This is a genomic window from Streptomyces sp. NK15101 (assembly GCF_020400725.1).
Classification (GTDB): Bacteria; Actinomycetota; Actinomycetes; order Streptomycetales; family Streptomycetaceae; genus Streptomyces.
In genome coordinates, this window is record NZ_JAINVG010000056.1 from 1 (window position 1) to 17,977 (window position 17,977).

At 70.8% G+C, this 17,977-nt stretch carries 17 protein-coding genes and 1 riboswitch; of the genes, 6 read left to right on the top strand and 11 right to left on the bottom strand.

The annotated features are described in order from the left end of the window. The 3 genes from K7G60_RS26000 to K7G60_RS26010 form a co-directional block, all read right to left on the bottom strand. Window positions 1-789 (bottom strand): carbohydrate ABC transporter permease (locus K7G60_RS26000; RefSeq protein WP_374115686.1); only part of this gene is annotated, 789 nt, incomplete at its 3' end. Then, the gene (locus K7G60_RS26005; RefSeq protein WP_225803374.1) at window positions 786-1,805 is read right to left on the bottom strand and encodes a carbohydrate ABC transporter permease; all 1,020 of its coding nucleotides are present in this window, start codon (window positions 1,803-1,805) and stop codon (window positions 786-788) included. The genes K7G60_RS26005 and K7G60_RS26000, both read right to left, overlap by 4 nt. A gap of 137 nt (window positions 1,806-1,942) precedes the next feature. After that, window positions 1,943-3,238 carry an extracellular solute-binding protein gene (locus K7G60_RS26010; RefSeq protein WP_225803375.1) on the bottom strand — a complete coding sequence of 432 codons (1,296 nt, stop codon included), beginning with the start codon at window positions 3,236-3,238 and terminating at the stop codon, window positions 1,943-1,945. A gap of 285 nt (window positions 3,239-3,523) precedes the next feature. Here K7G60_RS26010 and K7G60_RS26015 point away from each other — a divergent pair, with 285 nt between their 5' ends. The 6 genes from K7G60_RS26015 to K7G60_RS26040 all read left to right on the top strand — a co-directional run bounded on the left by K7G60_RS26015 (window position 3,524) and on the right by K7G60_RS26040 (window position 10,638). After that, window positions 3,524-4,288: a GntR family transcriptional regulator gene (locus K7G60_RS26015; protein ID WP_225803414.1), complete on the top strand. Its 765-nt coding sequence runs from the start codon at window positions 3,524-3,526 to the stop codon at window positions 4,286-4,288. Between the two features lie 181 nt (window positions 4,289-4,469). Then, entirely contained in the window at window positions 4,470-4,733 is a 264-nt protein-coding gene (locus K7G60_RS26020; protein ID WP_225803376.1) for a DUF3311 domain-containing protein, read from the top strand. Next, entirely contained in the window at window positions 4,730-6,352 is a 1,623-nt protein-coding gene (mctP, locus tag K7G60_RS26025; RefSeq protein WP_225803377.1) for a monocarboxylate uptake permease MctP, read from the top strand. Before K7G60_RS26020 ends, mctP begins: the two co-directional genes overlap by 4 nt. An 85-nt stretch (window positions 6,353-6,437) precedes the next feature. After that, on the top strand, window positions 6,438-6,938 hold the full coding sequence (locus K7G60_RS26030) for a GNAT family N-acetyltransferase (RefSeq protein ID WP_225803378.1): 501 nt from the start codon (window positions 6,438-6,440) through the stop codon (window positions 6,936-6,938). 79 nt (window positions 6,939-7,017) lie between these two features. Continuing rightward, a riboswitch (cobalamin riboswitch) is annotated at window positions 7,018-7,094 on the top strand. A 152-nt stretch (window positions 7,095-7,246) separates the two neighbouring features. Beyond that, entirely contained in the window at window positions 7,247-9,622 is a 2,376-nt protein-coding gene (locus tag K7G60_RS26035; RefSeq protein ID WP_225803379.1) for a ribonucleoside-diphosphate reductase subunit alpha, read from the top strand. Further along, window positions 9,622-10,638 (top strand): ribonucleotide-diphosphate reductase subunit beta, encoded by a 1,017-nt coding sequence (locus tag K7G60_RS26040; RefSeq protein ID WP_225803380.1) that lies wholly within the window; start codon window positions 9,622-9,624, stop codon window positions 10,636-10,638. The genes K7G60_RS26035 and K7G60_RS26040 overlap by 1 nt, the downstream gene beginning before the upstream one ends. 54 nt (window positions 10,639-10,692) lie before the next feature. On the opposite strand, the gene def is transcribed toward K7G60_RS26040, so the two are convergent. The 8 genes from def to K7G60_RS26080 all read right to left on the bottom strand — a co-directional run bounded on the left by def (window position 10,693) and on the right by K7G60_RS26080 (window position 17,972). Then, on the bottom strand, window positions 10,693-11,343 hold the full coding sequence (gene def, locus K7G60_RS26045; protein ID WP_225803381.1) for a peptide deformylase: 651 nt from the start codon (window positions 11,341-11,343) through the stop codon (window positions 10,693-10,695). 72 nt (window positions 11,344-11,415) lie between these two features. Next, window positions 11,416-12,396 (bottom strand): hypothetical protein, encoded by a 981-nt coding sequence (locus tag K7G60_RS26050; RefSeq protein WP_055600922.1) that lies wholly within the window; start codon window positions 12,394-12,396, stop codon window positions 11,416-11,418. A 79-nt stretch (window positions 12,397-12,475) separates the two neighbouring features. Then, complete coding sequence (locus K7G60_RS26055) at window positions 12,476-13,744, bottom strand: HD domain-containing protein (protein ID WP_225803382.1); 1,269 nt, start codon at window positions 13,742-13,744, stop codon at window positions 12,476-12,478. Then, entirely contained in the window at window positions 13,741-15,120 is a 1,380-nt protein-coding gene (locus tag K7G60_RS26060; RefSeq protein WP_374115687.1) for an HD-GYP domain-containing protein, read from the bottom strand. The genes K7G60_RS26055 and K7G60_RS26060 overlap by 4 nt, the downstream gene beginning before the upstream one ends. A gap of 148 nt (window positions 15,121-15,268) precedes the next feature. Continuing rightward, on the bottom strand, window positions 15,269-15,586 hold the full coding sequence (gene rsrA / locus K7G60_RS26065) for a mycothiol system anti-sigma-R factor (protein ID WP_225803383.1): 318 nt from the start codon (window positions 15,584-15,586) through the stop codon (window positions 15,269-15,271). Beyond that, window positions 15,583-16,239 carry a sigma-70 family RNA polymerase sigma factor gene (locus tag K7G60_RS26070; RefSeq protein ID WP_030207302.1) on the bottom strand — a complete coding sequence of 219 codons (657 nt, stop codon included), beginning with the start codon at window positions 16,237-16,239 and terminating at the stop codon, window positions 15,583-15,585. Before K7G60_RS26070 ends, rsrA begins: the two co-directional genes overlap by 4 nt. Before the next feature lie 251 nt (window positions 16,240-16,490). After that, window positions 16,491-17,123 carry an alpha/beta family hydrolase gene (locus K7G60_RS26075; RefSeq protein WP_225803384.1) on the bottom strand — a complete coding sequence of 211 codons (633 nt, stop codon included), beginning with the start codon at window positions 17,121-17,123 and terminating at the stop codon, window positions 16,491-16,493. Between the two features lie 33 nt (window positions 17,124-17,156). After that, the gene (locus tag K7G60_RS26080) at window positions 17,157-17,972 is read right to left on the bottom strand and encodes an SOS response-associated peptidase (protein ID WP_225803385.1); all 816 of its coding nucleotides are present in this window, start codon (window positions 17,970-17,972) and stop codon (window positions 17,157-17,159) included. Window positions 17,973-17,977: the final 5 nt, after the last annotated feature.

Genomic DNA, 17,977 nt, shown 5'->3' on the forward strand with positions numbered 1-17,977 from the left:
GAAGAGCGTGGAGGCGGCCATGGTGGCGCCCCAGTCGCTGCCGAACGCGGTCTGGAACTGGGTCAGCCAGAGCGTCAGGGTCTGCGACTCCTTCTCCTTGTTCAGCATCAGGATCATGGCGAACTCGTTCCAGGCGGTGATGAAGCCGAAGAGCGAGGTCGACATCAGGCCGGGCGCGAGCAGCGGGAAGATCACCTTGCGGAAGGCCTGGCCGCGGGTGCAGCCGTCGATCTGCGCGGCCTCCTCCAGTTCGACCGGGACGGCGGCGATGAAGCCGCGCAGGGTCCAGATCGTGAAGGGGAGGACCATGACGAAGTAGATGAGCGTGAGCATCGGGATGCTGTTCAGCAGGTCGTTCTCACGGGAGATCATGTACATCGCGATGACCATGACCTCCCAGGGGGCCATCTGCGCCATCATCACGACGAGGACGATGCCCTTGCGCCCCTTGAACCTGAGGCGGGCGATCGCGAAGCTCGCGGCCAGGGCGACGACCAGGGCGAGCAGTACGGCACCGATGGTGACCGTGAGGCTGTTGGTGACGTACGTCCAGAAGAGGTCGACGCCGGTCGCGGTCCCGTAGTTCTCGAACGTGGGCGCGAAGACGAAGACCGGGTCCTTGGTCATGATCTCGTGCTGCGGCTTCAGCGAGGACGAGAACATCCAGTAGACCGGGAAGACGAAGACGACCGCGATCACGAGGGCGCCGAGGTTCTTGGCGACCGCACCGACCGTGAGGGGCTTCCTGGTGCGCAGCTTCTGCGGAGTCGGGGTGGTGGCGGCGCTCACAGCTCCTCCTCCTTCAGGATCAGGCGGAAGTAGAAGGACATGACCGCGATGAGCATCACGATCGTCAGGATGGAGATGGCGGCGGCGACGCCGTAGTGGAACTGGCCGACGCCCTCGATGTAGGCGAAGACCGGGAGCGTCTCGGAACCTCGGTCGGGACCGCCCAGGTTCATGGCGTAGACCTGCGCGAACGCCTTGAAGATCCAGATGATCTCCAGGAACGTCGTGATCATGAAGAAGGACCGGAGGTTCGGGAAGACCACGGCCCAGAAGGTCCGCCAGCCGCTCGCGCCGTCCATCTTCGCGGCCTCGTACAGCTCGGTGCCGATGGTGGTCAGGCCGGCGTACATGTTGAGGGCGACGAACGGGACGGAGCCCCAGACGAGCAGGATCAGGACGATGACCAGGGTGGAGAAGCCGGTCTCGAACCAGTTGTGCTGGTCGTAGCCGGAGAAGCCCAGCGTGCGCATCAGCCAGTTCACGACGCCGAACTGCTCGTCGAAGAGCCAGCGGAAGACCGTGACGGAGGCGACGATCGGCATGGCCCAGGCGAACATCAGGGCCAGCGAGAGGACCAGTCGCATCTTCTTGCCGAGGCGGTTGAGCAGCAGGCCGATGCCCGTGCCGATCGCCATGATGAGGGCGACGTTGACGGCCGTGAAGACGACGCTGCGGACGACGACGGTCCAGAAGTCCGCGTCACCGAGGAGCTCGGTGTAGTTGTCGAAGCCCGTCCAGACCGTCTCGCGGGTGATGAACTCCTTCCGGTTGAGCTGCTGGAAGGAGAGGATCACGTTGCGGATCAGCGGGTAGAGCAGCAGCACCGCCATGGACAGCAGGGCCGGCGCGACGAGCAGGTAGGGCAGCACCCCGCCGGGCAGGGAGCGCCTGCCGCGTGGAGGCTGAAGGACTTCCTTCGGGCCCGAAGAGGACGGCGGAGTCCGATACTTCCCTGTCGCCCTTCCGGGCGCGTCCTGGGGACCGGCGGTCGCCGTCCCCTGGGAGTCCACGGTCATGGTCTCATTCCTCGCGGTTCTGGGGCTCCCGCGCCCACCGGGGCGCGGCCCGGGGGAGCGGGCCGCTGATCACTGCATCGCTGCGACACCCCGGTGGTGCGGCCGGTGCGAACCGGCCGCACCACCGGGGCTGTGGATTACTGCTGGTTGATGCGCTCGTCGATGACCTTGTCGGCCGCCTCGCCGGCCTTCTTGGCGTCCTCGCCCTTCAGGACCTTGGTCATGTAGTCCTTGATCGGGTTCGGGGCGGTCTCGACGTTCGCCCAGCCCGGGGTGACCGGGGTGACCTTGCCGGAGACGGACGAGGCGGCCATGGCCTCGGCGAAGGAGCCCGGGGCGGGCTTGAACTGCGCGGAGTCGGTGTTCGGGAGCAGCGCGCCCTCGGTGGCGGCGGCGTACTTCGTCATGAACTCCTTGCCGGCGGCGAGGGCCAGCCACTCCTTCGCGAGCTCCTTGTTCCGGGAGCGCTCGGCGACGGCGAGGTTGGAGCCGCCGAGGAAGACGGAGCCCGGCTTGTCGGCGGTCTTGCCCGGGATCGGGAAGTAGCCGAAGTCGGCGGTCTTGCCGGCCTTCTTCATGGCGTCGATCGCGCCGCCGGCCTCCCAGCCGAGGCCGATCCAGGACGCCACGCCGCCCTTGGGGACGATGTCGGTGGACTGCTGCGGGGTCGCCTCGTCCTTGTCCTTCGGAGCGGTCGAGTAGGACGCCAGCTCCTTGTAGAAGTTCATCGCGGCGACGGCCTCGGGGGAGGACAGGTTGCCCTTCCACTTGTCGCCGTCCTTGACCGCCAGGTCGCTGCCCTCGTCCCAGATGAGGCCGGCGAGGACGTACCAGGACTGACCCGGCAGGTAGATGGCCTGCGACTTGGGGTCGGACGCCTTGAGCTTCTTCAGGCCCTCGATCCACTCGGCGCGGGTCTTCGGCGGGGTGACGCCGGCCTTCTTGAAGGCGGCCTTGTCGTAGACGACGACGCGGTTGGCGGCGTACCAGGGGGCGGAGTAGAGCTTGCCGTCCAGCTCGTTGGAGGCGACCATGCCCTTGTTCCAGGCGTCGTAGCCGAGCTTGGCCTTGTCGCCGGAGAGGTCGGCGAGGCCGCCGGTGACCGCGTAGCCGGCGGTCTGCGTGTTGCCGAGCTCCAGCACGTCCGGCGGGGTGTCCTCGGAGAGGGCGGTGGTGACCTTCTCCTGGATGCCGTTCCAGATCTGCTTCTCGACCTTGACCTTGACGCCCGGGTGCTTGGCCTCGAAGGCCTTGTTCACCTCGGCCATCCAGGCGTCCGGCGCGGACCCGTCCATCACCCAGACGGTCAGGGTCTTGTCGCCGCCGGCCGTCCCCTTGCCGCCGTCCTTGCCGCTGTCGCTGTCCGAACCACACGCAGCGATGGAGACCATCATGCCCGCGACGCCGATCGCCGCGATGAGCTTGCGCTTCACGCCACCCTCCTCAGGGATGCCTGCAACCCCTGCCCACCGCGCGAAGACATACGTCAGGTAATGCTCGTGGGGCTGGGACCTGGTCTTTAATGGTTTAGACCAGTACCCGGAGCTTGGCCTAGACCTTTAGGGGTGTCAAGGGTGTATAAGAAGGGCAGTCGCGTCCGTTATCGGACCGACACCTGAGGGAGGGCGACGACCCGTGACCGGTCCGTGCCACCATGTGAGCCGCGACAGACGGAGGAGCCGGTGACGGCAGCAGCACAGGACTCGGGAAGGCAGGCCATGGCCACGGACGCGGGCAGTACGGAGACAGAGAGCGGGGCACCGACCCGCACCGCGCGCGTGCCCAAGTACTACCGGCTGAAGCGGCACCTGCTCGAGATGACGGAGACCCTGCCGCCCGGCACGCCGGTCCCGCCGGAGCGGACGCTCGCCGCCGAGTTCGACACCTCGCGCACCACCGTGCGCCAGGCGCTCCAGGAACTGGTCGTCGAGGGCCGCCTCGAGCGCATCCAGGGCAAGGGCACCTTCGTGGCCAAGCCCAAGGTCTCGCAGGCCCTACAACTCACCTCCTACACGGAGGACATGCGGGCCCAGGGCCTGGAGCCCACCTCGCAGCTCCTCGACATCGGATACGTCACGGCCGACGACACCCTCGCCGGACTGCTCGACATCTCGGCCGGCGGCCGGGTGCTCCGCATCGAACGCCTGCGCCTCGCGAGCGGCGAGCCGATGGCGATCGAGACCACCCACCTGTCGGCGAAGCGCTTCCCCGCGCTGCGCCGCTCGCTGGTGAAGTACACCTCGCTCTACACGGCGCTCGCCGAGGTCTACGACGTGCACCTCGCCGAGGCCGAGGAGACCATCGAGACCTCCCTCGCCACCCCGCGCGAGGCCGGGCTGCTCGGCACGGACGTGGGCCTGCCGATGCTGATGCTCTCCCGCCACTCGCTGGACGCCCAGGGCGAGCCGGTGGAGTGGGTGCGGTCCGTCTACCGCGGCGACCGGTACAAGTTCGTGGCGCGCCTCCAGCGCCCCAACGGCTGAGCTCCCGTACGACACGAACGGCTGAGCCTCCGTACGACACGAACGGCCGCACCCCGGCGGGGGGTGCGGCCGTTCGGCGTTGAAGCGCTTCCGTTATGCGGACAGGGGTTCCCACCACGGAAGCAGTCCCCTAGATTTCCCCAGCATTACCGAGGTGATCAGCGAGGGGACGGGAATCGCCATGTCAGAGGCGCCAGATGTGACACAAGGGAAACAACCGGCCATCACTCCCCTGCGGGTGGTGATCGCGCTCTGCCTGTTCGCCCCGTTCGTGGCGATGCTCTGGGTGAGCTCCTACGCGAAGGTCGAACCGCTCTTCGCCGGCATCCCGTTCTTCTACTGGTACCAGATGCTCTGGGTGCTGGTCTCCACGGCCCTCACCATGATCGCTTACAAGCTGTGGCAGCTGGACCAGCGCGCCCGCAAGGGAGGTGACGCGCGATGAAGGACGGCGTGAACGGCGTGGCGCTCGGCGTCTTCGTCTTCTTCTTCCTGGCCGTCACGGTCATGGGCTTCCTGGCCTCGCGCTGGCGCAGGGCCGAGAACGAGCACAGCCTCGACGAATGGGGCCTGGGCGGCCGGTCGTTCGGCACCTGGGTCACCTGGTTCCTGCTCGGCGGCGACCTCTACACGGCGTACACCTTCGTCGCCGTCCCCGCGGCCATCTACGCGGCGGGCGCGGCCGGCTTCTTCGCCGTCCCGTACACCATCCTGGTCTACCCGCTGATCTTCACCTTCCTGCCGCGCCTCTGGTCGGTCTCCCACAAGCACGGATACGTCACCACCTCCGACTTCGTGCGCGGCCGCTTCGGTTCCAAGGGCCTGTCGCTCGCGGTGGCGGTCACCGGCATCCTCGCCACCATGCCGTACATCGCGCTCCAGCTCGTCGGCATCCAGGCCGTCCTGGACGTGATGGGCGTCGGCGGCGGCGAGAACACCCACTGGTTCGTCAAGGACCTGCCGCTGCTCATCGCCTTCGGCGTGCTGGCCGCGTACACCTACTCCTCCGGCCTGCGCGCCCCCGCGCTCATCGCCTTCGTCAAGGACACGCTGATCTACATCGTCATCGCGGTGGCGATCATCTACATCCCGATCAAGCTCGGCGGCTTCGACGAGATCTTCGCCAAGGCCGGCGAGGCCTTCGCGCAGACCAACCCGGCGACCGGCAAGCCGCGCGGCGCGCTGGCCCCCGGCGAGGCGGGCCAGTGGACGTACGCGACGCTCGCGCTCGGCTCGGCACTGGCGCTCTTCATGTACCCGCACTCCATCACGGCGACGCTGTCGTCCCGGAGCCGTGAGGTCATCCGCCGCAACACCACGATCCTGCCGCTGTACTCGCTGATGCTGGGCCTGCTCGCGCTGCTCGGCTTCATGGCGATCGCCGCCGGCATCAAGGTCAAGAACGGCCAGCTCGCCATCCCGCAGCTCTTCGAGACCATGTTCCCGGACTGGTTCGCGGGCGTCGCGTTCGCCGCGATCGGCATCGGCGCGCTCGTCCCGGCCGCGATCATGTCGATCGCCGCGGCCAACCTCTTCACCCGCAACATCTACAAGGACTTCATCAGGAAGGACGCCACCCCGGCCCAGGAGACCAAGGTCTCCAAGCTGGTCTCCCTCCTGGTGAAGGTCGGCGCGCTCGTCTTCGTCCTCACCATGGACAAGACGGTCGCCATCAACTTCCAGCTGCTCGGCGGCATCTGGATCCTGCAGACCTTCCCGTCGCTCGTCGGCGGTCTCTTCACCCGCTGGTTCCACCGCTGGGCGCTGCTCGCCGGCTGGGCCGTCGGCATGATCTACGGCACGGCCGCCGCGTACGGCGTCGCCAGCCCGACCCAGAAGCACTTCGGCGGCTCGGCCGCCGAGATCCCCGGCATCGGCGAGATCGGCTACATCGGCCTCACCGCCTTCGTGCTCAACGTCGTCGTCACGGTCGTCCTGACCTTCGTCCTCAAGGCCGTCAAGGCCCCCGAGGGCGTCGACGAGACCTCCCCGGAGGACTACACGGCGGACGCGGGCGACGCGGGCGTGCACGAGCTCCCGAAGGTCGGCGCCGCCACGCACTGACCGGGCGACTCCCCGCAGGGGCCCGGGACCTCACCACGAGGTCCCGGGCCCCTCGCGTGTGAGCGGGCGCGGCAGACTGGGGCGCATGGACATCATGATCAGGGCGGTGCGGCCCGAGGAGCACGAGGAGCTCGGTGACCTCACCGGGCTGACCTATCTGAACGACGGTCTGCTGCTGCACGGCGAGGACGACTTCTACCTGGACGTGCTCCGCGACACGGCCCGGCGGGCCCGCGAGAGCGAGGTGCTCGTCGCCGTCGACGCGGAGGGCGGGATCGTCGGCGGCGTGACCTTCGCCCCCGGCGGCACCCCCTGGGCGGACATCGCCGTCGCCGGCGAGGCCGAGTTCCGGATGCTCGTGGTCGCACCGGCGGCCCGCGGCAGGGGCATCGGAGAGGCGCTCGTACGCGCCTGCGTGGACCGGGCGCGGGCCCTCCCCGGATGCGCGCGCCTCGCGCTCTCCACGGACGCCAAGATGGTCTCGGCGCACCGGATCTACGAGCGGCTCGGCTTCGTCCGCACCCCCGAACGGGACTGGGAGCCGATCCCCGACCACTCGCTGAGGACGTACGCCCTGGAGCTGTAGCCCCGGGACCGACACAACATGTGGGGGGTGCCGCGAGCGGCGCCCCCCACATGTATGCTCATCCTCGCTGTCGACGCAGGGGAATCCGGCGCGAATCCGGAACTGTCCCGCAACGGTGTGCTTCGTGCGGTTTCGTACGCGGTGAGTCCGAAGACCTTCCGACAGCGCGCCCGGTCCGTCCGTTCCGGGTGCCACAGACGTCCGGGCCTCGCGGAGTGGGCCGGTGGACGCGGCGCGCCCGCGCGTACGGGTGCCCGCCTGCCCACCTCCCCGCCCGCGCGCCCCGCCGAGCGAGGGAGAGCCCCCACGTGACCATCGCGCCCGCCGATCCGGCTTCGGCCGAGGCTTCCGCGGTCGAGAGCGACGGACCCGGGACCGTGCTGCTGCGGACCCTGACCGACCTCACCGCCGATCTCCCCGACACCGACCCCGGCAAGGTCGCCGCCGCCGCGCTCCGCGGCCGCAGCGCCACGTCGGACGAGGCGGAGCTGCGCGAGCTGGCCACCGAGGCGGCCGCCGGCCTGATCGCCGAGGACCCGGCGTACTCCCGGCTCGCCGCCCGGCTCCTCACGATCACCATCGCAGACGAGGCGGCGGGCCAGGGCGCCGTCTCCTTCTCGGCCTCCGTCGCCGTCGGTCACCGCGAGGGCCTCATCGCCGACCGCACCGCCGACTTCGTCGCCCTGCACGCCGCGCGGCTCGACGCGACGATCGACGCGGCCGGCGACGACCGCTTCGGCTACTTCGGTCTGCGCACCCTCTACTCGCGCTACCTGCTGCGCCACCCGATCACCCGCAAGGTGATCGAGACCCCGCAGCACTTCATGCTGCGCGTCGCCTGCGGCCTCGCCGAGGACGACAGCGTCCGCGCCCTCGACGAGGTGGCCGCGCTGTACGGCCTGATGAGCCGTCTGGACTACCTGCCCTCCTCCCCCACGCTCTTCAACTCCGGCACCCGCCACCCGCAGATGTCCTCCTGCTACCTGCTGGACTCCCCGCAGGACGAGCTGGACTCCATCTACGACCGCTACCACCAGGTCGCGCGCCTCTCGAAGCACGCGGGCGGCATCGGCCTCTCGTACTCCCGCATCCGTGCCCGCGGTTCGCTGATCCGCGGCACCAACGGACACTCCAACGGCATCGTGCCGTTCCTGAAGACGCTCGACGCCTCCGTCGCCGCCGTGAACCAGGGCGGCCGCCGCAAGGGCGCCGCCGCGGTCTACCTGGAGACCTGGCACGCCGACATCGAGGAGTTCCTGGAGCTCCGCGACAACACGGGCGAGGACCAGCGCCGTACGCACAACCTGAACCTGGCGCACTGGATCCCGGACGAGTTCATGCGCCGGGTCAACGCCGACGCCGAGTGGTCGCTGTTCTCCCCGTCGGACGTGCCCGAGCTCGTCGACCTGTACGGCGAGGAGTTCGACGCCGCCTACCGCAAGGCCGAGGCGGCGGGCCTGGCCCGCAAGACGATGCCGGCCCGCGACCTGTACGGCCGGATGATGCGGACCCTGGCCCAGACCGGCAACGGCTGGATGACCTTCAAGGACGCCTCCAACCGGACCGCGAACCAGACCGCCGAGCCCGGCACCGTCGTCCACTCCTCGAACCTCTGCACCGAGATCATCGAGGTCACGAACGACGGCGAGACGGCGGTCTGCAACCTCGGCTCCGTCAACCTCGGCGCCTTCGTCACCGGTTCGGACATCGACTGGGAGCGCCTTGACGAGACCGTCCGCACGGCCGTCACCTTCCTCGACCGGGTCGTCGACATCAACTTCTACCCGACCGAGCAGGCGGGCCGCTCCAACACCAAGTGGCGCCCGGTCGGCCTCGGCGCCATGGGTCTCCAGGACGTCTTCTTCCAGCTGAGGCTGCCGTTCGACTCCGCCGAGGCGCGCGCCCTGTCCACCCGGATCGCCGAGCGGATCATGCTCGCCGCGTACGAGGCGTCCGCCGACCTCGCCGAGCGCAGCGGCCCGCTCCCCGCCTGGGACAAGACCCGCACCGCGCAGGGCGTGCTGCACCCCGACCACTACGACGTGGAGCTCAACTGGCCGGAGCGCTGGGCGGCCCTGCGCGAGCGGATCGCCGCCGTGGGCATGCGCAACAGCCTCCTGCTCGCCATCGCGCCGACGGCGACGATCGCCTCGATCGCCGGCGTCTACGAGTGCATCGAGCCGCAGGTCTCCAACCTGTTCAAGCGCGAGACGCTGTCCGGCGAGTTCCTCCAGGTCAACTCGTACCTCGTGGACGAGCTGAAGAAGCTCGGCGTGTGGGACGCGCAGACCCGCGAGGCGCTGCGCGACTCCAACGGCTCGGTGGCCGGCTTCACCTGGGTCCCGGCCGAGGTGCGCGAGCTGTACCGCACGGCCTGGGAGATCCCGCAGCGGGGCCTCATCGACATGGCGGCGGCGCGTACCCCCTTCCTCGACCAGAGCCAGTCCCTGAACCTGTTCATGGAGACGCCGACGATCGGCAAGCTGTCGTCGATGTACGCGTACGCCTGGAAGCAGGGCCTGAAGACGACGTACTACCTGCGCTCCCGCCCGGCGACCCGGATCGCCCGCGCGGCCCAGGCCGCGACGACCGCCGCCCCGATCCCCGTCCAGCAGGCGACCCCCGACGCGGACGCGATCGCCTGCTCCCTGGAAAACCCCGAGTCCTGCGAGGCCTGCCAGTAATGAGCTCCACCGAGAAGAAGAACCTGCTCGACCCGGGCTTCGAACTGACCCTGCGTCCGATGCGCTACCCGGACTTCTACGAGCGCTACCGGGACGCCATCAAGAACACCTGGACCGTGGAGGAGGTCGACCTCCACTCGGACGTCGCCGACCTCGCCAAGCTCACCCCCGGTGAGCAGCACATGATCGGCCGCCTGGTCGCGTTCTTCGCGACGGGCGACTCGATCGTGGCGAACAACCTGGTCCTGACGCTCTACAAGCACATCAACTCCCCGGAAGCGCGCCTCTACCTGTCGCGGCAGCTCTTCGAGGAAGCGGTCCACGTCCAGTTCTACCTGACGCTCCTGGACACCTACCTGCCCGACCCGGACGACCGCGCCGCCGCGTTCGCCGCCGTCGAGAACATCCCCTCCATCCGCGAGAAGGCGCAGTTCTGCTTCAAGTGGATGGACTCGGTCGAGAAGATCGAGAAGCTGGAGACGGCCGCGGACCGCCGCCGCTTCCTGCTGAACCTGATCTGCTTCGCGGCGTGCATCGAGGGCCTGTTCTTCTACGGCGCCTTCGCGTACGTCTACTGGTTCCGCTCCCGCGGCCTGCTGCACGGCCTGGCGACGGGCACCAACTGGGTGTTCCGGGACGAGACGATGCACATGAACTTCGCCTTCGAGGTCGTGGACACCGTCCGCAAGGAGGAGCCGGAGCTCTTCGACGACGCCCTCCAGCAGCAGGTCACGGACATGCTGAAGGAGGCCGTCGAGGCGGAGCTGCAGTTCGGCCGCGACCTGTGCGGCGACGGCCTGCCGGGCATGAACACCGAGTCGATGCGCGAGTACCTCCAGTGCGTCGCCGACCAGCGCCTCCAGCGCCTCGGCTTCCCGCCGGTGTACGGCTCGGAGAACCCGTTCGCGTTCATGGAGCTCCAGGGCGTCCAGGAGCTGACCAACTTCTTCGAGCGCCGCCCGTCCGCCTACCAGGTGGCGGTCGAGGGCTCGGTGGACCTCGACGAGGACTTCTAGCCGGTACGGCGAAGGGCCCCGCACTCCTGGAGTGCGGGGCCCTTCGCCGTGGGCTCACTCGTTCGGGACGACCGGGTAGCGCGGCGTGCCCTCTTCCATCTGGCGGAGGGCGTCCTTGCGGTCGCGCTTGGAGAGCTTGTCGATGTACAGGAAGCCGTACAGGTGGTCCGTCTCGTGCTGGAGGCAGCGGGCGAAGTAGCCGGTGCCGCGGACCTTGATCGGGTTGCCCTTCATGTCCTGGCCGGTGACCTCGGCGTAGTCCGGGCGGGGCAGCTCGGCGTACGCCGTCGGGACCGACAGGCAGCCCTCGTTGGAGTCGTCGAGGTGCCGCTGGTCGGCCGGCAGGTCGACGAGGACCGGGTTGACCACGTGGCCGACGTGGCGCTTGCCCTCGTCGTCCATGCAGTCGTAGACGAAGACCTTGAGGTCGACGCCGATCTGGTTGGCGGCGAGGCCGACGCCCTCGGCGGTGCGCTGGCTGGCGAACATGTCGTCGATGAGCTGCGCCAGCTCGTCGTCGAAGTCGGTGACGTCCTTGCACTCCCGGTGCAGGACGGGGTTGCCCACGACCGTGATGGGGCGCGAGGTGCCGCGCTCGCGGTGGGCGGTCTCGCGCTCCTCGGTGTCCTCGGTGTCGACGATGAAGCCCTCGTCGTCCACGGCGTACACGCCCGTCTGCTCCTGATCAGTGCCCTGCTGCGACATGTCCGCCGTATGCCTTCTTCCTCGAACCGGTACACCTCGTGGTAGGTGCGGAGTACAGCCTACGGGCAGCGGTCAGCAGACTTCCTCGAGATCCCGCCACTCGCGGGAGTCCGGGCTGTCCGCGACCCAGCCGTCGAGGAGGCCCCGCACCAGGCCCGCCGGGGCCGCGATGCCGCACTCGCGCTCGGGCACCCACAGCTCGCCGGGCGAGCGGTGGCCGAGCGGGCCCGGGTGGCCCGGCTCGCTGTGGTCGTGCGGGTCGGAGTGCTCGCCCTCGCCCTCGGCGCTCGGCATGGTCGACTCCGAGCAGGCACGGCAGAGCAGCCGCACGGAGGACGACCAGTCCTCGGCGGCGAAACCGGCCTCGGCGGCGAGCTGTTCCAGGGCGTCCCGGTCGGCCTCGGTGGCCGCCTCCAGGAGCACCACCCAGGTGGGGACGGGCGAGGGCGCCCACAGCTCGATCTCGTCGAAGACGGGGTAGGAGGGGCCCGCGGTGGTGGTCCGCTCGCCGTTCGGCACGCCGTCGTGGAGGACGACCTCGCCCCAGCGGCGGCCGGAGGAGGGCAGCGGGATGGAGAGGACCTCGATCCGGGCGGGGTCGAGCCGGCGGCCCCACACGACCTCGGCCTCGCCCTCGGGCGAGAGCCGGACGGCGGCGCTGCCCAGCTCCATGCCGGCGGGCTCGCCGGTGCCCGCGGCGGCGCCCGGCACCTTGAGGCCGTAGGCCTGCCAGGCCCGACGGGCCAGCGGCCAGTCCTGGAGCGCGGTGGCGGCGATGCCGACGTTCCACCAGTCGGGGGCCCCGCTCTCCTTGTCGAGCAGCGCGACCGCGCGCAGCCCGGCGGCCCGGGCCTGCTCCCAGTCGTGCCGGAACTTGTGCAGCAGCGCGAGGTTGAACCAGGACTCCGAGAGCCAGGGCTCCAGATCCGCCGCCCGCGTCAGCAATGCGCCCGCGTCCTCGTACCGGCCGTCGCCGATCAGCGTGAACGCGCGGTCGGTGGCCTGCCGCCACGAGGCGGAGGGCCGATGCCGTACCTTCCCGAAGATCTTCACGATTCCCGCCTGCCGGTCGCTTCACCCTCTTGTTCGCATCCAACCATGCCCGGTCGGACGCGCGCTCATTACCCATGGGTTACCCAGGGACCGCGGAGGTCACCCCAGTGGCTCCGCCCCGCCCCAGGACCCTGGCCAGGCATTCGACGACATCCGGGTGATAGTCGCGGGCGGTGCCGAGCCTGAGCCGCTCCAGGGCCCCGAGCGCGGCGCCCGCGCCCTCGCCCGTTCCGGCGCCCGCGAGGTCGTCGTAGGCGTTCACGGCCCGGACGATCCGGGCGGGAAGCGGCTGCTCGCGGTACGGGTCGGCCTGCCGCTCCACGACGACGGCGACGGCCTCGGGGACGCCGGTCCTGCGGACGACCTCGCCGCCCAGGAGGGCGATCCTGCGCTGCTCCTCGGCCGGGAGGAGGGCGGTGGCGCCGCCCGCGACGGGGTCCACGAGGGAGAGCTGGCCGATGTCGTGCATGAGCGCCGCGTGCTCCAGGACGGCCAGCTCGGGCCCGGACAGGCCCAGCTCGCGTCCGACGGCGGCGCTGAGGGCGGCGACCCGGTGGGCGTGCCCGGGCGGGGTGCAGCCGGCGATCTCGGTGGCGCGGGCGAGGGAGGCGATGGTCTGCCGGTTGACGGTCCGCACGGCCGCGTACCGCCGGAAGGAGACCTGGGTGAGCAGGAGGGGGACGGCGAGCACGGGCAGCGCCCAGAGTCCGGCGGCGGCGACGCCGAGCGCCATGACGGTGCCGGTGGCGCAGACGGCGGAGCCGATGCCGAGGAAGGCGCGGAGTTCGTCGCGCAGGAGGGAGCCGTACGGGAAGCCGGTGCGGGCGCGGAGCAGCAGGGCGCCGAGCACGGCGTCGCACAGCGCGGTCAGGACGAGCAGGAGGCCCAGGAAGAGGGCGTACGCGGGGCCCTGGCCGAGGTGCTCGGTGACGAGGCCCGCGTTGTAGAGGGGCTGGAAGCAGAGCGCGGCGAAGCCGACGGTGAGGACGCGGCGGGCGAGGTGGTCGAGTCCGGGGCCCCGGCCGCGGGCGATGTGCGGGACGATCCCGGCGAGGCCCGCGGCGACGACGACGGCGACGGTCTGCGGGACGCCGTGGGTGGTGGCGGTGCCGGCGCTGGTCCCGAGCAGGGCGTACGCGAGGGCGCCGGCTGCGGCCAGGGGGGCGGGCTCGCGTTCTCCGGGTGCGGCGTCCCAGCGGGCGAGTTCGCCGAGGGCGACGAGGGTGCCGAAGGCGAGGGCGTTGCCGGGTTCGTCGAGGCCGTACCAGAGGGTGCTGCCGAAGCCGGCGAGGCCGAGGAGGAGCGCGGCGCCGTGCACGGCGCCGACGGTGAGCGCCCCGGGTCTCACGCGGGTTCCTTGGAGGCCGGTGCGGGGAGGGGTCCGCGCGGCGGCGGGACGTGCTCGGGCTGCGGGGAGGCGCCTTCGTCGGCCGTGACGACGGGTTGCCAGCCGTGCCGGTCCAGGGCCCGGACGAGGGCGGTGACCATCCGGGGGTCGAACTGGGTGCCGGCGCAGCGCTCCAGTTCGGCGAGGGCGGTGGGCACCGGGCGGGCCCTGCTGTAGCAGCGGGTGGAGGTCATGGCGTCGAAGGCGTCGGCGACGGCCACGACCCGGGCGAACTCGGGGATCTGCTCCCCGTGGAGCCCGTACGGGTAGCCGCTGCCGTCCATGCGTTCGTGGTGGTGGAGGATGGCGGCCCGCGCCTCGCCGAGGAAGCCGATGCCGCGGACCATCTCGTGGCCGTACTCGGGGTGGAGTTCGATGACCCGGCGCTCCTCGGGGGTGAGGGGCCCGTCCTTGGTGAGCACCCGGGTGGGCACGCCGAGTTTGCCCACGTCGTGCAGGATTCCGGCGAAGCGGACGACGTCGAGGCGGTCCTCGGCCATGCCGAGCTCACGGGCGATCAGGACGGAGGCCTGGCCGACGCGTTCGCTGTGGCCCCGGGTGTAGCGGTCCTTGATGTCGACGGCCTGGACGAGGGCGCGGATGGTGGCCTGGTGGGCGGCGCGCTCGCGGTGGTACTGGGCGAAGACCCAGCAGGAGATGTACATGGGGAGGAGCACGAAGAGCGCCGCGACGGGACCGTACGTGCTGCGCCAGAGGACGGCCATCATCAGTCCGGCGAGGCCGTGGACGGTGTGCGGGGCGAGGGTCCGGCCGAGGAGGCCGCGCCAGGCGGCCCGGGGCGGGAGCCCGCCGACGGTGGCGCGGATGCCGCCGTCGAGGGCGGTGAGCACCAGGCAGAAGGCGAGGGCGGCGGCGCCGGCGGGCAGCAGTGCGTACGGCAGGTCGGGGGCGTCCGGGCCCCGGCCGAGGGCGGCGGGGCCGCCGAGGGCGCCGGCGGTCAGGGCGGCGGCCCAGACGGCGAGGGCCGCGGCGGCGGCCCGCCAGGCGCGGCGGGGGGCGGCGGGGGGTTCCTCGACGTGGGCGAGGAGGCTGCCGGGGATCGCGGTGAGCGCGGCGGCGGCGGGCGGCAGGAGCAGCGCGGCGGCGAGGAGGACGGGGAAGAAGGAGCCGGTGCCCGCCGGGAGGGAGCGGCCGAGCGCGCGGCCGATGAGCCGGCAGCGGGCGGGGGGTTCGCAGAGCGCGTAGAGGGCGGCGAGGAGCGCGACCGTGCCCCAGGGGACGGCCGCGCCGGAGCGCAGCGCGGGCAGGACGCAGGCCCCTGCGCCGAGCAGGGCGCAGCCGATGTACACGCGGGCCGCTCGCGGAATGACCTTCACGCCCATCACGCCCGTCACGCTAGCGAGTCGGGCGGGCGGCGACGGCGCGGCCTGAGTGATTCGCACCATCGGGTGATACAAGCTGACATATGCGTGAGGCCGCCGCGAGCGGTGCGCGACGGCCTCGGTTCCCGGTACGGGAGGGGTGCTACTCCTGCGGCGCCGGTGTGGTGGGGGCGCTCGCCGTGACGTCCTGCTCGGGCACCAGGTGTCCGGCGCGGATCAGGTCGATCCGGCCCATGACCTTGGCGCGCAGGTCGGTGGGGACGTCGTCACTGCCGCAGCAGCGCTTGACGAGCTTCTTCACCGCCTGCTCCAGGCCGTACTTCTCCAGGCACGGGGAGCACTCCTCGAAGTGCACCTCGAACTTGGTGCAGTCGCTGTCGGGCATCTCATGGTCGAGGAACTCGTAGAGATGATCCAGGACCTCTGAGCAATCCGTCTCGTGCGGCTCTCCGCAGCTCATGAGCCCGAGCCTTTCAGATCGTTCGACGACTCTCCGGCGCCCGCGGGTACCAGCCCGCGGTCGCGAGCGTAGTCCTCGAGCATGCCGCGCAGCTGGCGGCGGCCCCGGTGCAGTCGGGACATCACCGTACCGATGGGTGTCCCCATGATGTCCGCGATCTCCTTGTACGCAAAGCCCTCGACATCGGCGAGATAGACGGCGATGCGGAACTCCTCGGGAATCGCCTGGAGCGCTTCCTTCACGTCGGAGTCGGGGAGGTGGTCGAGCGCCTGGGACTCGGCGGAGCGCAGACCGGTCGACATGTGCGACTCGGCGCGGGCGAGCTGCCAGTCCTCGATCTCCTCGGCGGCGCTGCGCTGGGGCTCGCGCTGCTTCTTGCGGTACGAGTTGATGAAGGTGTTCGTGAGGATGCGGTACAGCCAGGCCTTGAGGTTCGTGCCCTCGCGGAACTGGTGGAACGACCCGTACGCCTTGGCGTAGGTCTCCTGCACCAGGTCCTCCGCGTCCGCGGGGTTGCGCGTCATGCGCAGCGCGGCCGAGTACATCTGGTCGAGGTAGCCGAGGGCGTCCCGCTCGAAGCGCGCGTTGCGCTCCTCGGTCGTCTCCTCGGGGCCGTCGTCGGTCCCTGTGTCGGTCCCAGTGACCGGACCCACCTCCTCCAGCGCGGCGGCGAGCCCGAGGGCGGACCCGCTCGTTTCGGAGGATAGACGAGGAACCGCTCCGACCGCCGCCCGAATCGGGGCGGACCGGGGCGCGGGCAGCACTGTCCAGTCGAGGTCAGCGGCCTTCGCACGCTCCGGGCAGATGGTCGAACCCATGCGACGGACTCCCTCTTCCTTGCTCTCACACCGACGCTCTCCACAACAGTGGTCCCCCGCTCAACATTCCCGGCGCGCCGGAGGAGTCAGCCGAGGACGGTGATCCACGCCGTGACGCCGTCCACGAGAGCGGCGAGCGCCTCCTCCTGACTCAGCGGCGCGCGCTTGGGGACGGCGAAGCCGTGGTCCCCGTACGGCACCTCCACGAGTTCGTACGGACCTTCCGGGTACTCCTCGGGCCGCCCGAAGGGGTCGTTGCCGCCCTGGACGACGAGGGTGGGCAGGCCGGTGGAGAGGAGCTCCTCGGCGCGGGACCTCTCGGGCCTGCCCGGCGGGTGCAGCGGGAAGCTCAGGGCGAGGACGGCGAGAGCGCCGAGCTCCCGTCCGGTCCGGCAGGCGACCCGGGCGCCGGCGCTGCGGCCGCCCGCGACGACGGGGAGGCCGGGCTTCGCGAGGGACGGCCAGAGGCCGCGCCAGCCGGTGTCGAGGGTCTTGGGCGCGGGCGCGACCTTCTTGCCGGCGACCCGCCAGGGCTGCTCGACGAGGGCGACGGTCACGCCGTGCGCGGGCAGCGCCCCGGCGAGCGCCTGGAGGTCGCGGGCCTCGACGCCGCCGCCGGCGCCGTGCCCGAGGGCGAGGACGGCCCGGGGCTCCGTCCCGGCGTACCACGTGATGCGTGCCTCACCGGCGTCGGTGGGGACGGTCTCGTACTGTGTCACGTCCCCATCCTGCCGTCCGGTCCGGCTCGCGCGTCAGAACAGCGTGCCGACTTCCGGACCGGACAGCTCCTCCAGGAGCTCGGGGCCGTTGTTGCGGACGTTGCTGACGGCGGTCGCGACGGGGTAGGCCCGCATCAGGCCCTCCGGCGGCGGGGCGAGGAGGCCGTGGAGCTCGTCGGGGTCGGTGCGCGCCGGGTCGAGCCAGGCGTCCCAGCGGTCCTCCGTCAGCATCAGCGGCATCCGGGGGTGGATGTCGTGGAGCGAGCGCGGGCCCTCGGCGGGGGCGACGCCCAGCGGTCCGGTCTCGGCCTCGGTGGTGATCACCGAGCAGGTCACCCACCACGCGGAGGGGTGTCCGTCGGGCAGGGTGCGGTCCCGCCAGAACTCGTAGAGCCCGGCCATCGCGAAGACGGAGCCGTCCGCCGGGGTCACGAAGTACGGCTGCTTCCGGGGCCGCTTCTTCCTGCCCTCGACCTCCAGCTCGCGCTCGGCGGTCCCGGTCACCCACTCGTAGTAGCCGTCGGCGGGCAGGATGCACCGGCGGGACCGGAAGGCGCGCTTGAAGGAGGGCTTCTCGTCCACGGTCTCCGCGCGCGCGTTGATCATCCGGGCGGCGCCGTCCGGCGACTTCGCCCAGGACGGCACGAGCCCCCATTTCAGCGCGCGCAGCTGGCGAACCGGGCGCGGGGATCCGGCGTCCTTCACAGGACGCTCCAGAACGGCCCAGACCTCTTTGGTGGGGGCCACGTTCCAGTCGGGGGCCAGGGTCTCCTCCGGCTCCCACTTCTCGACCCCGAAGAGGTCGACGAGTTCCTCGGGCCGCCGGCTCGATGCATAACGTCCGCACATACGTG